The sequence below is a fragment of the Streptomyces hokutonensis genome, assembly GCF_000376565.1.
GTDB classification, from domain to species: Bacteria; Actinomycetota; Actinomycetes; order Streptomycetales; family Streptomycetaceae; genus Streptomyces; species Streptomyces hokutonensis.
This window is the reverse complement of record NZ_BARG01000084.1, coordinates 63532-81574: the sequence shown is the minus strand read 5'-3', so window position 1 is coordinate 81574 and position 18043 is coordinate 63532. Positions and strand designations below refer to the sequence as shown.

17 protein-coding genes are annotated in these 18043 nt (G+C 70.9%); 11 read left to right on the top strand and 6 right to left on the bottom strand.

Annotated features, from left to right (window positions below; all coding sequences use genetic code 11):
- Positions 1-35: 35 nt before the first annotated feature.
- Together hemQ and hemG are read right to left on the bottom strand one after the other, a co-directional pair.
- Complete coding sequence (gene hemQ / locus SSP08S_RS43585) at positions 36-767, bottom strand: hydrogen peroxide-dependent heme synthase (RefSeq protein ID WP_019073951.1); 732 nt, start codon at positions 765-767, stop codon at positions 36-38.
- A 4-nt stretch (positions 768-771) separates the two neighbouring features.
- Complete coding sequence (hemG, locus tag SSP08S_RS43580; RefSeq protein ID WP_019073950.1) at positions 772-2202, bottom strand: protoporphyrinogen oxidase; 1431 nt, start codon at positions 2200-2202, stop codon at positions 772-774.
- Positions 2203-2363: 161 nt separating this feature from the next.
- Here hemG and SSP08S_RS43575 point away from each other — a divergent pair, with 161 nt between their 5' ends.
- Positions 2364-3326: a DUF4349 domain-containing protein gene (locus tag SSP08S_RS43575; RefSeq protein WP_019073949.1), complete on the top strand. Its 963-nt coding sequence runs from the start codon at positions 2364-2366 to the stop codon at positions 3324-3326.
- 27 nt (positions 3327-3353) lie between these two features.
- On the top strand, positions 3354-4754 hold the full coding sequence (locus tag SSP08S_RS43570) for an FAD-dependent oxidoreductase (protein WP_019073948.1): 1401 nt from the start codon (positions 3354-3356) through the stop codon (positions 4752-4754).
- Positions 4755-4832: 78 nt separating this feature from the next.
- Here SSP08S_RS43570 and SSP08S_RS43565 read toward each other — a convergent pair whose 3' ends face one another.
- Positions 4833-5159 carry a hypothetical protein gene (locus SSP08S_RS43565; RefSeq protein WP_019073947.1) on the bottom strand — a complete coding sequence of 109 codons (327 nt, stop codon included), beginning with the start codon at positions 5157-5159 and terminating at the stop codon, positions 4833-4835.
- A 125-nt stretch (positions 5160-5284) separates the two neighbouring features.
- On the opposite strand from SSP08S_RS43565, the gene SSP08S_RS43560 reads away from it, so the two are divergent.
- A complete protein-coding gene (locus tag SSP08S_RS43560) occupies positions 5285-6109 on the top strand; it encodes a rhomboid family intramembrane serine protease (protein ID WP_019073946.1) in 825 nt (274 codons plus the stop codon).
- A gap of 6 nt (positions 6110-6115) precedes the next feature.
- On the opposite strand, the gene hemE is transcribed toward SSP08S_RS43560, so the two are convergent.
- Positions 6116-7123: a uroporphyrinogen decarboxylase gene (hemE, locus tag SSP08S_RS43555; protein ID WP_439654599.1), complete on the bottom strand. Its 1008-nt coding sequence runs from the start codon at positions 7121-7123 to the stop codon at positions 6116-6118.
- A 206-nt stretch (positions 7124-7329) separates the two neighbouring features.
- On the opposite strand from hemE, the gene SSP08S_RS43550 reads away from it, so the two are divergent.
- The 6 genes from SSP08S_RS43550 to SSP08S_RS43525 all read left to right on the top strand — a co-directional run bounded on the left by SSP08S_RS43550 (position 7330) and on the right by SSP08S_RS43525 (position 14970).
- A complete protein-coding gene (locus tag SSP08S_RS43550) occupies positions 7330-7956 on the top strand; it encodes a DUF3000 domain-containing protein (RefSeq protein WP_019073944.1) in 627 nt (208 codons plus the stop codon).
- A 237-nt stretch (positions 7957-8193) separates the two neighbouring features.
- Positions 8194-8856 (top strand): response regulator transcription factor, encoded by a 663-nt coding sequence (locus SSP08S_RS43545; RefSeq protein WP_019073943.1) that lies wholly within the window; start codon positions 8194-8196, stop codon positions 8854-8856.
- Positions 8857-9000: 144 nt separating this feature from the next.
- Positions 9001-10278, top strand: a complete 1278-nt coding sequence (locus tag SSP08S_RS43540) for a ribonuclease D (RefSeq protein ID WP_019073942.1) — start codon at positions 9001-9003, stop codon at positions 10276-10278.
- 183 nt (positions 10279-10461) lie between these two features.
- Positions 10462-11484 carry a LacI family DNA-binding transcriptional regulator gene (locus tag SSP08S_RS43535; RefSeq protein ID WP_019073941.1) on the top strand — a complete coding sequence of 341 codons (1023 nt, stop codon included), beginning with the start codon at positions 10462-10464 and terminating at the stop codon, positions 11482-11484.
- 142 nt (positions 11485-11626) lie between these two features.
- A complete protein-coding gene (locus SSP08S_RS43530; RefSeq protein ID WP_019073940.1) occupies positions 11627-12844 on the top strand; it encodes a thiolase family protein in 1218 nt (405 codons plus the stop codon).
- Entirely contained in the window at positions 12841-14970 is a 2130-nt protein-coding gene (locus SSP08S_RS43525; RefSeq protein WP_019073939.1) for a 3-hydroxyacyl-CoA dehydrogenase NAD-binding domain-containing protein, read from the top strand. The genes SSP08S_RS43530 and SSP08S_RS43525 overlap by 4 nt, the downstream gene beginning before the upstream one ends.
- Before the next feature lie 52 nt (positions 14971-15022).
- Here the strand turns inward: SSP08S_RS43525 and SSP08S_RS43520 are convergent, their stop codons facing one another.
- Together SSP08S_RS43520 and SSP08S_RS43515 are read right to left on the bottom strand one after the other, a co-directional pair.
- Positions 15023-15403 (bottom strand): hypothetical protein, encoded by a 381-nt coding sequence (locus SSP08S_RS43520; protein ID WP_026179346.1) that lies wholly within the window; start codon positions 15401-15403, stop codon positions 15023-15025.
- Between the two features lie 10 nt (positions 15404-15413).
- Entirely contained in the window at positions 15414-16433 is a 1020-nt protein-coding gene (locus tag SSP08S_RS43515) for a PLL family lectin (protein ID WP_019073937.1), read from the bottom strand.
- Positions 16434-16524: 91 nt separating this feature from the next.
- Here SSP08S_RS43515 and SSP08S_RS43510 point away from each other — a divergent pair, with 91 nt between their 5' ends.
- A complete protein-coding gene (locus tag SSP08S_RS43510) occupies positions 16525-16911 on the top strand; it encodes a PIN domain-containing protein (protein WP_019073936.1) in 387 nt (128 codons plus the stop codon).
- A 213-nt stretch (positions 16912-17124) separates the two neighbouring features.
- Positions 17125-18030 (top strand): alpha/beta fold hydrolase, encoded by a 906-nt coding sequence (locus tag SSP08S_RS57050; RefSeq protein ID WP_051106090.1) that lies wholly within the window; start codon positions 17125-17127, stop codon positions 18028-18030.
- Positions 18031-18043: the final 13 nt, after the last annotated feature.

The following is an 18043-nucleotide window of genomic DNA, read 5'->3' as shown; positions in this document are numbered from 1 at the left end:
AGCCCCGCGCCCCCAAAAGCCACAAGACAAGGCAGCTACGCCAGGCTTGCCACCAGGTCGGCGATGTCCTTGCGGCGGCCCGTGTAGAAGGGGACCTCTTCCCGGACGTGCATGCGGGCCTCCGACGCGCGCAGGTGGCGCATGAGGTCGACGATGCGGTAGAGCTCGTCGGCCTCGAAGGCGAGGAGCCACTCGTAGTCGCCGAGGGAGAAGGAGGCGACCGTGTTGGCGCGGACGTCCGGGTAGCCGCGGGCCATCTTGCCGTGGTCGGCGAGCATGCGGCGGCGGTCCTCGTCGGGGAGCAGGTACCAGTCGTAGGAGCGCACGAACGGGTACACGCTGACGTAGTTGCGCGGGGTCTCGTCGGCCAGGAACGCCGGGATGTGCGAGCGGTTGAACTCGGCGGGGCGGTGCAGCGCCATGTTCGACCAGACCGGCTCCAGGGCGCGGCCGAGCTTCGTGCGGCGGAAGAGGTTGTACGCCTCCTGGAGCTGGTCGGCGGTCTCGGCGTGCCACCAGATCATGAGGTCGGCGTCGGCACGCAGGCCCGACACGTCGTACGTGCCGCGGACCGTGACGTCCTTCGCGGCGAGCTGGTCGAACAGCTCCTGGACCTCGTCGGCGTATCCGGCGCGGTCCTCGGGCAGTACGTCCTTCAGCTTGAAGACGGACCACAGGGTGTAGCGGATGACCTCGTTGAGGTCCTTGGCCAGCTTGCCCTTGTTCGGGACACGGCCGGACTCGGTGGTGGGGGCGTCGTCGCTCATGGGGCTATTCTCCCGCTCCGCCGGACGCGCTCGGCACCGGGTCGCCGGTCAGCCGCTCGACGGCCGCGTAGGCGCTCGCGATGGTGGCCGGGATGCCGACTCCGTCGTAGGCCGCGCCGCACACGGCGAGGCCGGGCAGCTTGGCGACGTGTTCGCGGACGCGGGCCACGCGCGCGTGGTGGCCGACCGGGTACTGCGGCAGACCGTCGGTCCAGCGGGTGACGCGGGTCTCCAGGGGTGTGGCGTCGAGGCCGGTGGCCTCGCGCAGGTCGTGGCGTGAGACGTCGACCAGGCCGGTGTCCTCGCGCTCCAGGATCGCCGTCTCGCCGTAGCGGCCGACGGAGGTGCGCAGGACCAGTACGTCCGGGTTCTCGTCGGCGATCCAGCCCCATTTCTGGGAGGCGAAGGTGGACGCCTTGATGGTGCGGCCGTCGACGGGGGGCACCAGGAAGCCGCTGCCTTCGGGGAGTTCGACGTCCGCGCGGCGGTAGGCGAGGGTGACCAGGGCCATCGAGGCGTACTCGACGGCGGCCAACTCGGCGGCGGCGCCTGGCACTTCGGCCCGCAGCAGCTGTGCGGCGACCGGTGCGGGTACGGCGACGATCACGCCGTCGGCGTCGAGGACGCGGTCTCCGGCGACGACCCGCCAGCCGGCCGCTCCGCTCCGGCGGAGTTCCGTGACCGGTGTCCCGGTGAGGATCTCGGCGCCCCGCGCGCGGGCCGACTCCGCGACGGCGAGCGGGAGTCGGCCCACTCCGCCCTCGATGCCCATGAAGACCGGGCCGGTCTGCTGTGCGGCGGCCGCGCGCTCCTGGATGCCCCGGACGGCCTCGGTGAGGGAGTCGTGGGTCTTCGCGGCCTGGAAGAGCTGGGGGACGGCGGAGCGCATCGAGATGCGGTACGCGTCGCCCGCGTAGACCCCGCCCAGGAGGGGTTCGACGAGGCGGTCGACGACCTCGCGGCCGAGGCGGGCCGCCACGTACTCACCGACCGCCACGTCGTCGCCGACCTCCGTGCGGGGCAGGTCGGCGTCGCGCTCGATGCGGTGCAGGCCCTCGTCCGAGAGGACCCCGGAGAGGGCGGAGGCCGTGCCGGGGACGCCCATGACGTGGCCCTTGGGCATCGGGCGCAGGGCACCCCGGGTCCAGAGCGAGGCGGTGGCGGTGGCGGGCGCCTGGAGGCGGTCGGTGAGCCCTGCTTCGCGGGCGAGTGCGACGGCCTCGGGTCGGCGGGCCAGCATCGACTCGGCGCCGAGGTCCACGCGGGCGCCCGCGATCTCGCCGGGCAGCAGCTTGCCGCCGACCCGGTCCGAGGCCTCGACGACCGTCACGCGCACGCCTGCGTCCAGCAGCCGGTGTGCGGCGGCCAGGCCACCGATCCCGGCGCCGATGACGACGACATGCCCTGTACCCGTACGAGTCTCCACTTCGCGCATGCCCCCAGCCTCTCAGACCCCGCTGACAGTCCGACCCCGGCCCGGTGTCCGGCACGAGTTCCGACCGTGACCTCATCGGAACCGTTTTCGGCCAACGTCCCGCCCGGTCCCGGCGTCGAAGGTGCGTCAGTCGTCACGACGAACCCCGGGGGTACCGACCCATGCGCACACGACACTCCGTCCGGCCCGTCCAGGCCCTGGCCGGGCTTCTGCTGGCCTCGGCGCTCGCGCTGACCGGGTGCAGCGGCAGCTCGGACAAGGCGACCTCCGCCAGCGACGCCGGCGCGGGCGCCAAGGCCGCGGTTCCCGGCACCGCTCAGCAGGAGGGCGCCTCGGGCAGCGGCAACGCCCGGGACACCAAGTCCGTGCCGAAGCTCACCGCGAGCAGCATCATCCGTACGGCCTCGCTGTCCGTGCGGGTCAAGGACGTACCGAAGGCGCTCGACGAGGCCCGCACCACGACCGAGAACGCGGGCGGGTTCGTCGGCAACGAGACGACCACCCGCGACGGTCAGGGGCATGAGCGCACCCGGGTGGTCCTCCGGGTGCCCAGCGACAAGTACGACGAGGTCCTCGCCGACCTGGAGGGTGCGGGCAAGCTGCTCGACCGGACCGCGAAGGCGCAGGACGTCACCGACCAGGTCGTGGACGTGGAGAGCCGCATCGCCTCGCAGCGGGCCAGCGTGGCACGCGTGCGTGAACTGATGGACCGGGCCACCAAGTTGAGCGACGTGGTGGAGCTGGAGGGCGAGCTGAGCACCCGCGAGTCCGACCTGGAGGCGCTGCTCGCCCAGCAGTCCTCCCTGAAGGACCGCACCAGCCTGGCCACCATCACCCTGTCCCTGTCGCAGACCCCGGTGGCGAAGGCCGCCGCCAAGGACGACTCCCCCGGCTTCGTGGACGCGGTGGCGGGCGGCTGGCACGTCTTCGTCACGATGCTGCGCTGGATCGCCCTGGCCCTGGGCGCGGTGCTGCCGTTCGCCGCGGTGGCGGCGCTGCTGGTCGTCCTGTGGCTGCGTCTCGTACGGCCGCGCCGGGCGGCGACCGTGCCCGCGGCCACCGCGGTGGGACCGCTGCCGGCGGCCCCGCCGGCGCGCGAGGAGGAGCAGGGCGGACAGGACTGAAATCATCGGTCCCCGTAGCGTGTTCGCATGGACATGAGCCGTGCGAGGGGTACCCGGGAACGACTGGTCGTCATCGGAGGCGACGCCGCGGGCATGTCCGCGGCGTCGCAGGCACGCCGCCTCAAGGGGCCGGACGAGCTGGAGATCGTGGCCTTCGAGCGGGGCCACTTCACCTCGTACTCGGCGTGCGGCATCCCCTACTGGGTGGGCGGTGACGTCTCCACTCCGGAGGAGCTGATCGCCCGTACCCCGGAGGAACACCGGGCGCGCGACATCGACCTGCGGATGCGCACCGAGGTCGTGGAGCTCGACGTCGCGGGCGGGCGGGTACGCGCGCGGGACGTCGATTCCGGGGCCCAGTCCTGGACGCCGTACGACAAGCTCGTGATCGGGACCGGGGCGCGGCCGATCCGGCCGGACATGCCCGGGGTCGACGCGCCCGGAGTCCACGGGGTGCAGACGCTCGACGACGGGCAGGCGCTGCTCGACTCGCTGGCACGCACGCGTGGCCGTCGCGCGGTGGTGGTCGGGGCGGGGTACATCGGGGTCGAGATGGCGGAGGCGTTCGTCAACCGCGGGTATGACGTCACCGTCGTCAACAGGGGCAAGGAGCCGATGTCGACGCTCGACCCGGACATGGGTCGTCTGGTGCACAAGGCGATGGAGGGCCTGGGCATCACCATGGTCAACGACGCCCATGTCACCGAGCTGCGCACCGGGGACGACGGGCGGGTGCGGGCCGTGGTCACGGAGGACGCGGAGTTTCCGGCGGACGTGGTGGTGCTGGGGATCGGGGTGCGGCCCGAGACGACCCTCGCCGAGGCTGCCGGGCTGCCCCTGGGCCAGCACCACGGGCTGCTCACCGACATGGCGATGCGGGTGCGCGGGCACGAGAACATCTGGGCCGGGGGCGACTGCGTCGAGGTGCTCGACCTGGTCTCCGGCCAGGAGCGGCACATCGCCCTGGGGACGCACGCCAACAAGCACGGGCAGGTCATCGGGACGAATGTGGGCGGCGGTTATGCGACCTTCCCGGGGGTGGTCGGTACGGCCGTGAGCAAGGTGTGCGATCTGGAGATCGCGCGCACCGGGCTGCGGGAGAAGGACGCCCACCGCGCGGGACTGCGTTTCGAGGCGGTCACCATCGAGTCGACCAGCCGCGCGGGCTACTACCCCGAGGCCTCCCTCATGACGGTGAAGATGCTCGCCGAACGCCGTACCGGGCGTCTCCTGGGTGTGCAGATCGTCGGCCGGGAGGGCGCCGCGAAGCGTGTCGACATCGCGGCGGTCGCCCTCACGGCACGTATGACGGTGGAACAGATGACGGCCCTGGACCTGGGTTACGCGCCGCCGTTCTCCCCCGTGTGGGACCCGGTCCTGGTGGCGGCCCGAAAGGCGACCGCCAAGGTCCAGGCCGGTCCTCGTTGAACGATCCTTGGTCAGTCTTGTTCAACGATCCCGGACCGGCCTCGATGAACAATCCTGACCAGCCTTCGTCGAACGTTCCTACGCCGTTCCGTTGATGCGGTCTATGGCCTGCCGTGCCTGCTCGGCCGGCGGCCGGGCAGGCAGCGAGGACACCGACGCGCTCGGCGGCATCATCGCGGCGGGCTGTGCCGCCGCCGCGGGCTTGGCGTGGGCGCCGAGCGCGTTGGTCCGCAGCCGGTTGCTCACCGCTTCGTCCAGGGTCACCGGCCGCTGCATCTGCGCGGCGAGGCGTCCCGCTTCCTGGCCGAGCCTGGCGACGTCCTCCCAGGGGAGGCGCACCACCAGGGAGATCTCGGCCTCGCCGTCGGGCGTGGCGGTCATCTGAGGGGAAATCCGGTCGTTCATCGCCTGTTCCTCACGTCGTCCCCGCGACACGCCTTCCCCGCACCGCGGGCGGTTGAGGAGTCATACGCACAGGCGGACGGCGGTGTTCACCGGTTCGCCGCGCGGATCGGGGGCACTAATCCCTTGTGGTGATCCCCGTCCATGACGTGAACCCGGTGCGCCGCACCCCCTGGGTGACGTATGCGCTCATCGCCGCGAACGTGCTCGTCTTCCTGGCCACGCCCGGAATGGCGGGTTCCGTGGCGGGTGGCAGCGACCTCTCGCAGCTGTGCCATCTCCAGGCGTTCCTGGACCACTACGCGGCCGTGCCAAGGGAGTTGATCCACCATCAGATGCCGCAGCTGGTCCCGACCGGTGCCGTCCAGAACGGCCCCGGAGGCGCCGGCTGCGCGGTCGCGCCGCCGGGCTACGACAAGTCGGCGCCCCTGAGTGTCTTCACCGCGATGTTCCTGCACGGCAGCTGGATCCATCTGCTGGGCAACATGCTGTTCCTGATGATCTTCGGCAACAACGTCGAGGACCGCATGGGCCACATCCGCTTCACGCTGTTCTACGTGGTGTGCGGATACGCGGCGGGCTACGGCTTCGCGCTGCTCAACGCGGATTCCACCGACCCGCTGATCGGTGCCTCCGGGGCGATCGCCGGTGTCCTGGGCGCCTATCTGGTGCTGTACACGAGGGCCAGGGTGTGGGTCCTGGTGCCGTTCCTGTTCTTCCTGCCGCTGCGCCTGCCGGCCTGGCTGGTGCTGGGCTTCTGGTTCGTGCTCCAGGCGTTCTACTCGGCCGGGGAGGGCGTCTCGGAGGCCGGCACCGTGGCGTACGCCGCGCATGTCGTCGGCTTCATCGCGGGCATGCTGCTGGCCTGGCCGCTCAAGGCGGGCACTCCCCCGCCGCCGGAACCGCGCGGCCTGCTGTTCGGCAGGCGGGCGCGGCCCCGGCACACGTGGTGAGCGCGTCTAGCGGGCCGTCCTGGTGTGGACGTACTCGGTGAGCCGGGTGAGCGAGTCCGGGTCGGTGGTCGGCATCACGCCGTGCCCGAGGTTGAAGATGTGACCCTCAAGGTCCTTCGCCGCTTCGAGGACCTCGTCGGTCTTCGCCTCGACGGCCTCCGTGGGGGCGAACAGGACGGTCGGGTCGAGGTTGCCCTGGAGGGCCTTGCCGGGGCCGACCCGGCGGGCGGCCTCGTCCAGCGCGACGCGGTAGTCGACGCCGACGACGTCCGCTCCGGCCTCGCCCATGAGCTGGAGCAGCTCGCCGGTGCCGACGCCGAAGTGGATGCGGGGGACGCCGTAGCCCTCGACGGCCTTGAGGACCTTCGAGGAGGCGGGGAGGACCGAGCGGCGGTAGTCGGCGGGGGCGAGGGCGCCGGCCCAGGAGTCGAAGAGCTGGACGGCGCTGGCGCCCGCCTCGATCTGGACCTTGAGGAAGGCGGTCGTGATCTCGGCGAGGCGGTCGAGGAGGTCGGCCCACAGCTCGGGGTCGCCGTACATGATCGCCTTGGCGTTCTCGTACGTGCGGGACGGGCCGCCCTCGACGAGGTAGCTCGCGAGGGTGAACGGCGCGCCGGCGAAGCCGATGAGGGGCGTGGAGCCGAGCTCGGCGGTCAGCAGGCCGACGGCCTCCGTGACGTAGGAGACGTCGTCGGGGGTGAGGTCGCGGAGCCGGGCCAGGTCGGCGCGGGTGCGGATCGGCTTCTCGACGACCGGGCCGACGCCGGGCTTGATGTCGAGGTCGATGCCGATGGCCTTGAGCGGGACGACGATGTCGCTGAAGTAGACCGCCGCGTCCACGCCGTGCCGACGCACGGGCTGGAGGGTGATCTCGGTGATCAGGTCGGGGCGCGTGCAGGAGTCGAGCATCGCGATGCCCTCGCGCACCTTGCGGTACTCGGGCAGCGAGCGCCCGGCCTGCCGCATGAACCACACGGGTGTGTGCGGTACGGGCTCGCGCCTGCACGCCTTCATGAAGGCGGAGTCGTAAGTGGCGGTCGGCTGCTGGCCCGTGGGGCTCTGGTTGACACTCACGGGGCAAGTCTCGCACGGCGCCGGAAGGCGATTGCACGGTGTGCTGAACGCAAGAGCGGGTGTCTAGTCCCGCACGATGCCTCCGTTCCCCTTAATCTTCCCGCATGGCTGCGGCTCAGGGACGACTGTCGGACGGCGCTGACGGAATGGACGACTCCAAGGAGGGGGACCGGGATGGGGGCGGTACGGCACCGCCGGCTTTCCAGGCCGCGGTCCAGGCCCTGCGGAACAGTCGGCTGCGACCGCAGATCGAGATCGACCCGACACCGGCGCCACAGCGCCTCGCCCCCTTCGCGTACGCGCTGGAGGCCGCGGTCGTCGACGGCGACCAGGACCTGGCCGACGGCCGGCTGGTGCTGCTGCACGACCCGGCCGGGCACGACGCCTGGCACGGCACGTTCCGGCTGGTGACGCTGGTGCGCGCGGAGCTGGAGCCGGAGATGGCGGCGGATCCGCTGCTCCCCGACGTGTGCTGGTCATGGCTGACCGGCGCGCTGCAGACCCGCGGACTGACCTACGGCGAGCCGAGCGGCACCGTCACCCGGGCCAGCTCCCACTACTTCGGCGGGCTGTCCGAGCGCCCGTCGGCCTCCCAGATCGAGATCCGCGCCTCGTGGACGCCCCGCGAGGGGCTCGGCGGTGTCCCGGACGCGGCCGCGCATCTGGCCTCCTGGTGCGATCTGCTGGCCCAGGTCGCGGGCCTGCCGCCGGCGGGTCCGGGCGACGCGTCCATCGTCACGCTGCCGCAGCGCCGGGGTCCGCAGTCACGCTGAGCCTTACCTCCGTCACACCGAGGACTTACCGAGCACTTGCGGTGTCTTTGTCGATACGGCCACTTTCAATCAGGAGTGACCCCTCGAACGAACCGTTTCGTTCACCGAACGATCGACAGCGTGTCCGAATTGCACTGATTGCTACTCACTAAATCGTGATCTTTCTCTAAAGGACCGCGGGTTTGCTGCCGAAGACGACTGTGACCTTGAAAGTCGTCCCACACCCCAGGAGGCCTGGTGTCCGTTCTCCTCGAGCAGCCCGCAAGCCTGGTCGCCTACCGCCCGAACAAGCCGACCGCCATGGTGGTCGTGGCCGACCCGCGCGTCCGCTCCACCGTCACCCGCCACCTGTGGGCGCTCGGTGTGCGCGACGTCATCGAGGCCTCGTCCGTCGCGGAGGCTCGTCCCCGCATCGGCAACCCCCGCGACATCTGTGTGGCAGACGTCCACCTTCCCGACGGCTCCGGACTCACCCTGCTCTCCGAGACCAGAGCCGCAGGCTGGCCCAACGGCCTGGCCCTGTCCGCCGCCGACGACATCGGTGCCGTGCGCAACGCCCTCGCGGGCGGCGTCAAGGGCTACGTCGTCACCGGCACCCGCACCAACGTCGGGCTCCCCACCCGACCCGGCGCCGCTCCCATCGGCTCCGCCGCCGCCCGTATGCACCGCCGCCCCCCGGGTGCCCCGAGCCACCCGGGCGGCTACCGCGAACTGTCCGGCCGTGAGGTCGAGGTGCTCCGTCTGGTCGCGGAGGGCCAGTCGAACAAGGCGATCGGCGTCTCCATGGGCCTGTCCGCACTGACCGTCAAGAGCCACCTCGCCCGCATCGCCCGCAAGCTCGGCACGGGCGACCGCGCCGGCATGGTCGCGGTGGCCCTGCGCACCGGAATCATCCACTGACCCTGCCCCGGAACCACGTCCTCCACTCCCCCGCCGAGCCGTGAACCGGATCTTTCACTTACCTGACTGGTTTACGACCCCCAGACGCCCGTCGACGGAACGTTCCGTCGGCGGGCGTTGTCCATACACGGATACCCTTGACACGTGACCGACGCCCAAGAAACCGCAGCAGACAGCTCACTGCGAACCACCGGAGGCGCCCCTCCGGACGACGTCGAAACGGCGCCGATCCCCTTGCTCGAGCCCCGGGAGGGCATTCCGCCCGTGATCGCCGACGAGGACGCCCTCGCCGAGGCGATCGCGGCCTTCGCCGCCGGCACGGGCCCCCTCGCCGTCGACGCCGAGCGCGCGTCCGGCTACCGCTACGGACAGCGCGCCTATCTGGTGCAGCTGCGCCGCGAGGGCGCGGGCACCGCGCTGATCGACCCCGTCGCCTGCCCCGACCTGTCGGGCCTCGGCGAGGCCGTCTCCGGCGTCGAGTGGGTGCTGCACGCCGCCACCCAGGACCTGCCGTGTCTGCGGGAGATAGGCATGGTGCCGACGCGGCTCTTCGACACCGAGCTGGCGGGTCGGCTCGCCGGATTCCCGCGGGTCGGCCTGGGTGCGATGGTCGAGAACGTCCTCGGTTTCGTCCTGGAGAAGGGACACTCCGCCGTTGACTGGTCCACCCGCCCGCTGCCCGAACCGTGGCTGCGGTACGCGGCCCTGGACGTGGAACTCCTCGTCGACCTGCGGGACGCCCTGGAGAAGGAGCTCGACAGACAGGGCAAGCTGGAGTGGGCCCGCCAGGAGTTCGACGCGATCGCGGCCGCGCCGCCCGCCGAACCCCGCAAGGACCCGTGGCGCCGCACGTCCGGGATGCACAAGGTACGGCGGCGCCGGCAGCTCGGAGTCGTCCGCGAGCTGTGGCAGACGCGGGACCGGATCGCGCAGCGGCGGGACGTGTCGCCGGGGAAGGTGCTGTCCGACGCGGCGATCGTGGAGGCCGCGCTGTCGCTTCCCGCGGATGTGCAGGCGCTGGCCGCGTTGAACGGGTTCGGGCATCGGATGGGGCGGCGGCAGCTGGAGCAGTGGCAGGCGGCCGTCGATCGGGCCAAGGCCCTGCCCGACTCGGCGCTGCCGCAGCCCGGGCAGCCGGTCACCGGGCCGCCACCGCCCCGGGCCTGGGCGGACAAGGATCCCGAGGCCGCGGCTCGGTTGTCGGCGGCGCGCGCTGCGGTTTCTGCGGTTGCCGAGGGGCTCAACATGCCTCAGGAGAATCTGATTACTCCGGACACGGTTCGGCGGGTTTGCTGGGAGCCGCCGAAGAGTGTGGATGTGGAGTCTGTGGGCGCGGCTCTTGCCGGGTATGGGGCTCGGCCGTGGCAGGTGGAGCAGGTGGCGCCTGTTTTGGCGGGGGCTTTGTCCGCGAAAGCACCGTAGCGGCTGCTGTTGTGCGGCGGGTGCGGGTCGGCTGTGGCTGGTCGCGCCCGCGCGGCGGAGCCGCAAATCGATACAGCCCCGTGCCCCTAAAAGCCTCAAGCTGAAGCGGCTAGATCGCGCCAAGATCCTTGAAGTCGGCGAACGGGTCACAAGGCGCCGGAGGTGCTGCGAGACTCCCCCTCGATGAGCACAACTCGCGTCACCATCAAGGACGTTGCCGCCCTCGCCGGTGTGTCCAAGGGGGCGGTGTCGCTCGCCTTCAATCACAAGCCGGGGTTGTCGGAGGCGACGCGGGAGCGGATCTTCGGGGCCGCGCGGGAGTTGGGGTGGGCGCCTCATCCCACCGCGCGGTCGCTGGCCGGGGCGCGGGTGGATGTCGTAGGGCTGGCGGTGTGCCGGCCGGGGCGGCTGCTCGGGCTCGAGCCGTTCTACATGGAGTTCGTGTCCGGGGTGGAGAGCGTGCTGGTCGAGCATTCCTGTGCGCTGCTGTTGCGGCTGGTGCGGAGTGCGGAGGACGAGGTCGGGCTGCAGGAGTCGTGGTGGCGGGCTCGGCAGGTCGGCGGGGCGATACTCGTGGATTTTCGGGCCGACGATCCTCGGGTCGCGGTGGTACGGCGGCTGGGGCTGCCGGTGGTGGCCGTGGGGCATCCGTCGTTGACCGGAGGGCTCACCTCGGTGTGGAGCGACGAGGCCGGCGCCGTCACGGAGGCGGTGCGGTATCTGGCCGGGCTCGGGCATCGGCGGATCGCGCGGGTGGGTGGGGTGGCCGCGCTCACCGCGCTGCGGACCGACGCCTTCGACGCGGCGGTGCGTGCGCTGGGGCTGGCTGGCGCCCGGCAGCTGGCCACCGATCAGTCGGGGGAGGCGGGGGCTCGGGCCACGCGGTCGCTGCTGACGGATGCGGTGGCGGACCGGCCTACGGCCATCGTCTACGACAACGACGTCATGGCGGTGGCGGGGCTCGCCGTCGCCGCCGAGCTGGGGCTCGCCGTGCCTGCCGATGTGTCGGTGCTGGCCTGGGACGACTCCGAGTTGTGCCGGATCACGTACCCGACGCTCTCCGCGATGAGCCATGATGTGCACGGATTCGGCGCGGACGCGGCACGGACGCTGTTCGGGGTGATCACCGGGGAGGGTTCCGGTTCGCATCCCGTGCCCGCTCCGGTGCTGACCGCGCGGGGGTCGACCGGACCGCCCGGAGCATGATCGCGAGGGTTCCGGGGTGTGACGTTCGCCGCTTGGAGCCCCGGGACTGGGCAGCCTGGTTACTCACAAGTAGCATGGTTCCTGAGCGCGCGCTCAGCGCATCGCAGCAGTGCAGATCCCGCACCCTGGAGGAGAGCCAATCGTGCCTCGTACCGTCAGGGACGTCGTCTTCGTAGACGGCGTCCGTACCCCGTTCGGCAAGGCGGGCCCGAAGGGCATCTACCACGAGACCCGGGCCGACGACCTCGTCGTGAAGGCGATCCGGGAGCTGCTGCGCCGCAACCCCGGTCTGGACCCCGCGAAGATCGACGAGGTCGCGATCGCCGCGACCACGCAGATCGGTGACCAGGGGCTGACCCTGGGGCGGACCGCGGGCATTCTCGCCGGGCTGCCGCAGTCGGTGCCCGGTTACTCCATCGACCGCATGTGCGCGGGCGCGCTGACCGCCGTCACGACCACCGCCGGCTCCATCGCCTTCGGTGCCTACGACGCCGTCATCGCCGGTGGTGTCGAGCACATGGGCCGCCACCCGATGGGCGAGGGCGTGGACCCGAACCCGCGGTTCGTGAGCGAGAAGCTGGTCGACGACTCCGCACTGTTCATGGGCATGACGGCGGAGAACCTGCACGACCGCTACCCGCACATCACCAAGCTGCGCGCCGACGAGTACGCGGTGCGCTCGCAGGAGAAGGCCGCCAAGGCGTACGCCAACGGCAAGATCCAGCAGGACCTGGTGCCGATCTCGGTGCGCAACACCAACGAGCAGGTGGGCGAGACCGGTTGGGGTCTGGTCACCGCCGACGAGCCGATGCGTCCGGGGACCACCCTGGAGAACCTCGCCGGGCTCAAGACGCCGTTCCGGGTGCACGGGCGGGTCACCGCGGGCAACGCGGCCGGTCTCAACGACGGTGCCACCGCGTCGATCATCGCCAGCGAGGACTTCGCCCGCGAGAACAACCTGCCGGTGAAGATGCGCCTCGTCTCGTACGCCTTCGCGGGCGTCGAGCCGGAGGTCATGGGCTACGGCCCGATCCCGGCGACCGAGAAGGCGCTCGCCAAGGCGGGCCTCGGCATCGGTGACATCGGCCTCTTCGAAGTCAACGAGGCTTTCGCCGTACAGGTGCTGGCCTTCCTGGACCACTACGGCATCGCGGACGACGACGAGCGCGTCAACCAGTACGGCGGCGCGATCGCCTTCGGTCACCCGCTGGCCTCGTCGGGCGTCCGCCTGATGACGCAGCTGGCCCGCCAGTTCGAGGAGCAGCCGAACGTCCGCTACGGCCTGACGACGATGTGCGTCGGCTTCGGCATGGGCGCCACGGTCATCTGGGAGAACCCGCACTTCGAGGGGGACAAGTGAGCACCACCACCGAGCTTCTGAAGGGTGCGGCCGAGCTGTTCCCGGACGAGGTCGTGACGTCCGCGCACGTCCGCCACCTCGAACTGCCGTACGGCGCCGGGCGGTTCGCGCTCATCACGCTGGACAACGGCTTCGACCACACCAAGCCGACCACCTTCGGTCCGGCCTCGCTGGCGAACCTGAACACCGCCATCGACCAGGTCGAGAAGGAGGCGGCGGCCGGCGAGATCGTCGGTGTCGGCATCACCGGCAAGCCGTTCGTCTTCGCCGTCGGCGCGGACCTGAAGGGCGTCGAGCTCCTCAAGAACCACGACGACGCGCTCGCCATCGGCAAGGGCGGCCACGAGGTCTTCAAGCGCCTCGCGGACATCGCGGTACCGACCTTCACGTACTACAACGGCGCGGCCATGGGCGGTGGCGTCGAGGTCGGTCTGCACTGCGAGTACCGCACGGTCTCCAAGCACATCGCGGCCTTCTCCCTCCCCGAGGTCTTCCTCGGCCTCGTCCCCGGCTGGGGCGGCTGCACGCTGCTGCCGAACCTGATCGGCGCCGAGAAGGCCGTCTCGGTGATCATCGAGAACAGCCTCAACCAGAACAAGCAGCTCAAGGGCCAGCAGGTCTTCGACCTCGGGATCGCGGACGCGCTCTTCGAGGGCGCGGACTTCCTGGAGCAGTCGCTGATCTGGACGGCGAACGTCCTCAAGGGCGAGATCAAGGTCGAGCGTCCGGCGATCGACCGCGGCGAGGCCTGGGACCAGGCCGTCGCCAAGGGCCGTTTCGTCGCGGACTCCAAGGTGCACGGCGCGGCCCCGGCCGCCTACCGTGCGCTCGACATCATCGAGGCCTCGAAGAACGGCGACCTCCAACAGGGTTACGATGCCGAGGACTTGGCCCTTGCCGACCTGATCATGGGTGGCGAACTCCGCGCCGGTATCTACGCGTTCAACCTCGTGCAGAAGCGCGGCAAGCGGCCGGCGGGCGCGCCCGACAAGTCGCTCGCGCGTCCGGTCACCAAGGTGGGTGTGGTCGGCGCCGGTCTGATGGCCTCGCAGCTCGCCCTGCTCTTCCTGCGCCGCCTCGAAGTACCGGTCGTCCTCACGGACATCGACCAGGAGCGCGTCGACAAGGGTGTGGGCTACGTCCACGCCGAGATCGACAAGCTGCTGTCGAAGTCCCGTATCAACCAGGACAAGGCCAACCGCCTCAAGGCCCTGGTCACCGGCGTGCTGGACAAGGCCGAGGGCTTCGCGGACGCCGACTTCATCATCGAGGCCGTCTTCGAGGAGATCGGCGTCAAGCAGCAGGTGTTCGCGGAGGTCGAGGCGGTCGCCCCGGCGCACGCGATCCTCGCCACCAACACCTCCTCGCTGTCCGTCTCCGAGATGGCGTCGAAGCTGAAGAACCCCGAGCGGGTCGTCGGCTTCCACTTCTTCAACCCCGTCGCGATCCTTCCCCTGTTGGAGATCGTGCGCGGCGAGCAGACGGACGACGCCTCGCTCGCGACCGCGTTCGCGGTGGCCAAGAAGCTGAAGAAGACAGCGGTGTTGGTGAAGGACGCCCCGGCGTTCGTCGTCAACCGCATCCTCACCCGCTTCATGGGCGAGATCCAGAACGTCATCGACGAGGGCACCCCGGTCGCGGTCGCCGAGAAGGCCGTAGAGCCGCTCGGTCTGCCCATGTCCCCGCTGGTTCTGCTGGAGTTGGTCGGTCCGGCCATCGGTCTGCACGTCTCGGAGACCCTCAACCGGGCCTTCCCCGACCGCTTCACGGTCTCCCCGAACCTCGCGGCCGTCGTCAAGGCGGGCAAGCGCGGCTTCTACGTCTACGACAGCGGGAAGCCCGAACTCGACCCCGAGGTCGCCGCGTTGCTGAAGCAGGGTGACTCCGTGCTGACCGAGGAGCAGGTGCGGGACCGGGTCCTGGACGCGGTGGCGCAGGAGATCGGGCTCATGCTCGACGAGGGTGTCGTCGCCGAGGCGCAGGACATCGACCTGTGCCTGATCACGGGCGCCGGCTGGCCCTTCCACCTGGGCGGCATCACGCCGTACCTGGACCGCGAGGGCGTCTCGGCGCGGGTGAACGGCAAGCCGTTCCTGGCGCCGGGTGTGGCGAGCGTTCCGGCGTAACTCCGGTCGTACGGTGCCCGGTACATCGGCCGATGTACCGGGCACCGGCATGTCAGGGGACGTCCTCGACGTGGACGACGCGCAGTTCGGTGCCGTCCTGGTCGCGCTTGGACCGCCCGTGGATGCCGACGGCCAGATGCGAGGGGTCGTCGGGCTCGTCCGTCCCGACGAAGGTGACGACGTCCCGGTGATGGCTCGTCACCAACCAGCCCTCGCCGTTCTTGAGTTCGAGTACGCGGAAGTCGCCCGCCGACGTCGCCACCTGTACGGGGCCGAACTCGCGCAGGATCCCGGTGGCCTGTTCGGCGGGGTCGCCGTCGGGCTCCTCGAGCAACACGCAGGTGCCGTGCTCGAACAGGACCCACGGCTTTTCGGAGCCGTCGAGGATACGCCGCCACACGGCGATGAGTGATTCGGTGTCCACGGTGGTCATCATGGCGCATTCACACCTCCCGCCAGGCCTCCAGGGCCAGGCCCGGCTCGTCCTTCCGCCGGGTGAGAAGGAGTTGACCGGTGGACGGGGACAATGTCGCGGCGGCGACCCGGTCGTTCTCGTCCAGGGTGAGCGAAACCTCGGCGTCCGCCGGGAGTTGGGGGCCCGACTCGGTCCACCAGGCGCCCGCCGACTCCTGCTCGGTGGGGTACGCGGCGAACGCGACCCGGCCGCTGGCCGAGCGCTGGGCTAGCAACGTGCAGTCGTAGCCGTCGAGTTCGCAGCGGACGGCGGAGACCGGACCGGGGCCCGCGGAGGCCAGCAGGGTGAGCGGCTTGCCGCCGGGGCGCCAGGCGCAGAGGTCGCCGGAGTCGTCCGTGTAGTAGAGGGTGGTCGTCTCCGGGGAGGTGGCCAGCGCGCGGAGCGTGCCCGGTCTGATCCTGGCCTCCATCGCCTCCTCCAGGACCGGCTGCGCGCCCGGCTCGAGCTGGCGCCAGTGCAGGATCGCGCCGGGCACCGCCGCGTACAGCTCGACCGTGCCGGACTCCCCCGTCACCGCGGCCAGGTCCTCGTGGACGTCGGTGCCCTTGAGGTCGCGCCAGGGATCCCAGCCGCCCTTCTCCCGCTGGGCCAGCATGCTCACCCCGCCCGCCTTGTTGCGCACGAAGAGATGGGCCCGCCCCTCCGCGTCGACCGCGACCGCCGGGACGCCGGTGCGGTCGCCCGTCCGGTCCGGGTGGCCGACCGGGGTCCAGTCGAGGGCGGTGAGCCGGGGCCGGAAGTGCGTGGAGTGGACCAGGCCGGATTCGCCGGGCACCGTGGGACGCCAGGCCGCCAGATGGGCGTAGCCGTCCGCGCCCTGCCCGATGCCGAGCAGCCCCGGGTGCAGCTTCTGGTCGCCGCCCACCGTGCGCGGGGCGCCCCAGAGGCCGTCGGGGCCGCGTTCCGCACGGCACAGGACGGCGTCGCCCGAGGGCAGATAGACACTGAGCCGGCCGTCACGGCCGCGTATGAGCCAGTCGCCGTTCACCGGTTCACTGTAATTGGGGCGGGTTCTTTCCGGCGGAGCGGGTCCTTTTCACGGGGGCGAGCGCTCCCCGCCCCCGTGGGACCCTGGCCCCATGGAAGAGGACACTCCCCTGCTCGTGATCGTCGACGGTGCGAACGTCGTCGGGTCGGTGCCCGACGGCTGGTGGCGGGACCGGCGGGGCGCCGCGGAGCGACTCCGGGACCGGCTGGCGGCGGACGGGGTGCCGGGGCGCCCGGACCCCGTGGAGATCGTCCTGGTCGTGGAGGGCGCGGCCCGTGGTGTGGAGTCCGTCCCGGGTGTACGGGTGGACTCGGCGCCCGGCAGCGGGGACGACCGTATGGTCGAACTGGTCGCCGGGGCGGGCGGCCGGGCCTGTCTGGTGGTCACGGCGGACCGTGAACTGCGGCACAGGGTGACGGAGTTGGGCGCGGAGGTCACCGGGCCGCGTGCGGTGCACGGTCCGAGCGCCTCACGGTAAGTCCCGCTTGCACCGAATTGGAGGCCTTCACACCGGGGGCCGGTCAGGCGAAACAGGCATAAGCTGGCCTTCTTCGGTCAGGTTTTCGACATTCCCGTCGTTTTCCAGTGACGGGATGACGCCGACACGAGAAGCTGAGTCCAAGGTGTCCAAGGTGCCCGTCGTTCTGAGAGGATTCCGGCAGTCGTGACGGCCGGTGGACGGGAGGCAGGAGTGGCGCGTGCCGCTCACAGCAAAGACGGGAAACGCAGGCTCGATTTCGATTCCTGGGGAGATCCCCAGGGGCACCCCGTCTTTCTGCTGCACGGAACCCCCGGCAGCCATCAGGGACCGCGTCCGCGGTCGATGGTGCTCTATCAGCTGGGCATCCATCTGATCGCCTACGACCGTCCCGGGTACGGCGGTTCGACGCGCGTGCCGGGCCGGCAGGTCGTCGACGCCGCCGCGGACGTGGAACTCATCGCCGATTTCCTGAAGTTGAAGGAGTTCTCCGTCGTCGGCCGGTCCGGAGGCGGTCCGCATGCGCTCGCGTGTGCCGCGAAGCTGTCCGACCGGGTGAGCAGCGCCGCCGTACTGGTGAGCCTGGCGCCGCCGGACGCCGAGGACATGGACGACTGGTTCGAGGGGATGACCGAGTCCAACGTCCGCGAGTACCGCAACGCCCGCGAGAACCTCTCCCTGCTGCAGAGCACCCTGGTGCAGAACGCGGACGCCATGCGGACCAACCCCATGGCGCTGTTGTCGGATCTGGACGGCGAGATGCCCGACGTGGACCGGCAGGTGGTGGCGGACGCCGGCATCCGGCGGATGCTCCACGAGAACTTCAAGACGGGGATCGAGCGGAACGCGGACGGCTGGATCGACGACGCCATCGCGTTCAGCACGCCGTGGGGCTTCGACCCGAAGGAGATCACCGTGCCCACCCTGCTGTGGCACGGCGAGCACGACGTGTTCTCCCCCGTCGAGCACTTCAAGTGGCTGGCCGGGCGGATCGAGCACGCCACCGTCGTACTGCAGCCGTCGGCGGCGCACTTCGCGGCCGTCCCGGTGCTGCCCGAGGTGCTGGGCTGGCTCCGGGAGCGGGCGCGGGCCGGCGCCACCACGGCCCCCACGGCCTGACCCCCGCCGCCGG

Coding starts and splice junctions, on each gene's coding strand:
- hemG (WP_019073950.1), bottom strand. CDS start 2,202: ATGCGCGAAGTGGAGACTCGTACGGGTACAGGGCATGTCGTCGTCATC.
- SSP08S_RS43570 (WP_019073948.1), top strand. CDS start 3,354: ATGGACATGAGCCGTGCGAGGGGTACCCGGGAACGACTGGTCGTCATC.
- SSP08S_RS43510 (WP_019073936.1), top strand. CDS start 16,525: ATGGAAGAGGACACTCCCCTGCTCGTGATCGTCGACGGTGCGAACGTC.
- hemE (WP_439654599.1), bottom strand. CDS start 7,123: ATGAAGGCGTGCAGGCGCGAGCCCGTACCGCACACACCCGTGTGGTTC.
- SSP08S_RS43520 (WP_026179346.1), bottom strand. CDS start 15,403: ATGACCACCGTGGACACCGAATCACTCATCGCCGTGTGGCGGCGTATC.
- SSP08S_RS43535 (WP_019073941.1), top strand. CDS start 10,462: ATGAGCACAACTCGCGTCACCATCAAGGACGTTGCCGCCCTCGCCGGT.
- SSP08S_RS43575 (WP_019073949.1), top strand. CDS start 2,364: ATGCGCACACGACACTCCGTCCGGCCCGTCCAGGCCCTGGCCGGGCTT.
- SSP08S_RS43550 (WP_019073944.1), top strand. CDS start 7,330: ATGGACGACTCCAAGGAGGGGGACCGGGATGGGGGCGGTACGGCACCG.
- hemQ (WP_019073951.1), bottom strand. CDS start 767: ATGAGCGACGACGCCCCCACCACCGAGTCCGGCCGTGTCCCGAACAAG.
- SSP08S_RS43565 (WP_019073947.1), bottom strand. CDS start 5,159: ATGAACGACCGGATTTCCCCTCAGATGACCGCCACGCCCGACGGCGAG.